2 protein-coding genes are annotated in these 3,337 nt (G+C 73.9%); both read left to right on the plus strand.

Going from position 1 to position 3,337, the window contains the following annotated elements; genetic code table 11:
• Window positions 1-1,769: condensation domain-containing protein (locus HII36_RS54135; RefSeq protein WP_236005194.1), on the plus strand; the 1,769-nt coding region annotated here is incomplete at its 5' end.
• A 26-nt stretch (window positions 1,770-1,795) separates the two neighbouring features.
• The coding region (locus tag HII36_RS54140) for a condensation domain-containing protein (protein WP_173531198.1) at window positions 1,796-3,337 on the plus strand (1,542 nt) is incomplete at its 3' end.

The raw sequence follows: 3,337 nt of genomic DNA on the forward strand, positions 1-3,337 counted from the left end.
AGCGGCTGGGTCGGGTGCTGCCGGAGTTCATGGTGCCGGCGGCGGTGGTGGTGCTGGACGCGCTGCCGCTGACGGTCAACGGCAAGGTGGACCGGGAGGCGCTGCCCGACCCGGACTTCTCCGCCGCAGGCGGTGGGCGTGAGCCGCGCACCGAGGCCGAGCGGATGTTGTGCGAGTTGTTCGCGCAGGTGCTGGGGCTCGATCGGGTGGGGGTCGAGGACGGGTTCTTCGCGTTGGGCGGTGACTCGATCACCTCGATGCAGCTGGCCGCCCGCGCCCGTCGCGCGGGTATCGCGTTGACCCCGCGCCAGATCTTCGAGCACAAGACCCCGGAACGACTCGCGGCACTCGCCGAGCGGACGCCGGCTGCGGAGTCCGGCCCCGGCCCGATGGACGTGGGCGTGGGCGAGGTGCCGTGGACGCCGGTGATGCTGGCGGCGGGCGAAGGCGCGCTGCGGCCCGGGTTCGCGCAGTGGCTGACCGTGCCCGCCCCCGCGGGACTGACGCGCGAAGCGCTGGTGAGCGGCCTGCAAGAGGTCCTGGACACCCACGACATGCTGCGGGCCCGGGTGGCCGGCGGGCGTCTGACGGCCGGCGAACGGGGATCCGTGGACGCGGCCGAACTGGTGCGGATCGGCGAGGACGCCCCGGAACTGCTCGACCCGGCGGCGGGCAGGATGATCGGGATCTCCTGGCTGCCCGGCGACGAGACCGGCGCACCCGGGCGGCTGACGGTGGCCGGCCATCATCTGGTCGTCGACGGGGTGTCCTGGCGCGTTCTGCTGCCGGACCTGCGAGCCGCCTGGGAGGCGGCCGTGGCCGGCCGGCGTCCGCGCCTCGACCCGGTGCCCGCCTCGTTCCGGCGGTGGGCGCACCTGCTGGCCGAGGAGGCGACCAGCCCGCGGCGGGTCGCCGAGCTGGCGGAGTGGACGGCGCTCCTCGACGTCCCCGAGCCGCCGCTGGCCGCCCTGGACCCGGCGCGCGACACCTTCGCTCACGCACGCCAGGCCTCGTGGACACTGTCGCGGCAGACGACCGCGGCACTCGTGGAGCAGGTCGCACCGGCGTACGGCTGCGGCGTCGACGACGTGCTGCTGGCCGCCCTCGCGGTCGCCGTGGCCCGTTGGCGGCCTGGCTGGACCGAACCGCTGGTGGACGTGGAGAGCCACGGGCGCCACCCGGTCGGCGGAATGGACCTGACACGGACGGTCGGCTGGTTCACCAGCGTCCACCCGGTGCGGCTGGACGTCACCGGCATCGATCCCGAGCAGGTCGCCGCGGGCGCCCCGGAGGCCGGGCGGCTGCTGAAGCGCGTCAAGGAACAGGCGCGAGCCGTACCCGGTGACGGGCTGGGCCACGGGCTGCTGCGCCACCGCAACCCCGCGACCGGGCAGCGGCTGGCGGCACTCCAGCAGGCGCGGATCGGCTTCAACTACCTCGGCCACTTCGCCGGGGACGGAGAGGTCATCAGCGGCTCCGCCGACCCCGGCATGCCGATGCCCCACGTGCTGACGGCCGGCGCGGTCGTGGCGGGCCGCGGCGATCGGTCGGCGCTGACGCTGGTCCTCACCTGGGCCGGGCGCTCGCTGCCGGACGCCGAGGGGCTCGGCATCGCCTGGACGGACATGCTGGCCGGGCTCGCCAGGCACGCGAGTGAGCCGACGGCGGGCGGGCACACCGCGTCCGACTTCGACCTCCTCACCCTCGACCAGGACGACATCGACGCCTTCGAGGCCGACTTCCCGGCGCAAGCCGCCAACGACCGATAGCCCAGAACCGATCGCAGGAGACATCCATGGTCCGGTCCCGTATGGAAGACGTATGGCCGCTGTCGCCACTGCAGGAAGGCATGCTGTTCCACGCATCCTTCGACGACGACGGCCCCGATGTGTACCAGAGTCAGCGGACCCTCGACCTGGACGGGCCACTGGACGCGGCACGGTTGCGCGCGGCGTGGGAGGCCGTCGTGGCGCGGCACGCGTCGCTGCGGGCGAGCTTCCGCTGGCGCGGGTCCGGGCAGGCCGTGCAGGTCATCGCCAGTGAGGCCCGGCCGCCGTGGCGCGAGGAGGACCTGTCCGGCCGTGGCTCCGCCGACCAGGTGGCCCGCGCCGTCGAGGAGCTGGCCGCGGGCGAGCGGGAGCGGCGCTTCGACCTGACGCGGGCGCCGCTGCTGCGGCTGCTGCTGATCAGGCTGGCCGACGACAGGCACGTCCTGGTCATCACCAGCCACCACCTCATCCTCGACGGCTGGTCCATGCCGCTGATGCTCGACGAGGTCACCGCCGTCTACGCGGGCGCAGAACCGCCGCCGGAGCATTCGTACCGCGACTACCTGGCCTGGCTGGGCAGGCAGGACCAGGCGGCGAGCCTGGCCGCGTGGCAGGCCGAGCTGGCCGGCGTGGACGAGCCCACCCTGGTCGCCCCGGCCGACCCCACGCGGGTGGCCGCGCTGCCGGAGAGCGTGATCACCGAGGTGCCCGCGGCGCTCGCCAAGCAGCTCGCCGAGCTCTGCCGTGCCTTCGACCTGACGCTGAGCACGGTGTTCCAGGCCGCCTGGGCGCTCCTGCTGGCGCGGCTGTCCGGGCGGACGGACGTGGTGTTCGGCACGACGGTCGCGGGCCGGCCGGCGGAGCTGCCGGGCGTGGAGCGGATGGTGGGGATGTTCATCAACACCGTCCCGGTGCGGGTGCGGCTCCAGGGCGGCCTCTCGGTGCTGGAACTGCTGCGGAACCTGCAGAAGCAGCAGGTCGCGCTCATGGACCACCAGTATCTCGGCCTGACGCGGATCCAGCAGGCGGCGGGGCCGGGAGCGGTCTTCGACACCCTGGTCGTCTACGAGAACTACCCGCACACCTCCGGTGAATCCGCGCCGGGCTCCCTGACCGTGCGGGCGAACCCCGGCCGGGAGGTCGCGCACTACCCGCTGACGCTGGTGGTGGCGCCGGTCGACACCGGCGACGTGGTGCTCAAACTCGACCACCTGCCCCAGCTCTTCAGCCGGGAGAGCGCCACCGCCATGCTCGGGCGGCTGACGCGCATGCTGGAACAACTGGCCGACCCCGAGGCCACCGTGGCTGGAGCGGGCGGCGTGGCAGCCCCCGACGAGCTCGAACGCCTCGTCCGCTGGGCGGGGAACGGCGCCGTCCACACCGGCGGCGCGAGCTCGGTCGTGGAGTTGATCGAGGATCGGGTGGCCCGGGCGCCGGATGCGGTGGCGGTGACCTGGCGTGGGAGTTCCCTGACGTATGGAAAGTTGTGGGAGCGGGCGGGCCGGTTGGCCGGGGTTCTGGCGGCGCGTGGGGTGGGTCGCGGGGATCGGGTCGCGGTGGTGATGGAT

Source organism: Nonomuraea antri (assembly GCF_013283785.1).
GTDB lineage: Bacteria > Actinomycetota > Actinomycetes > Streptosporangiales > Streptosporangiaceae > Nonomuraea > Nonomuraea antri.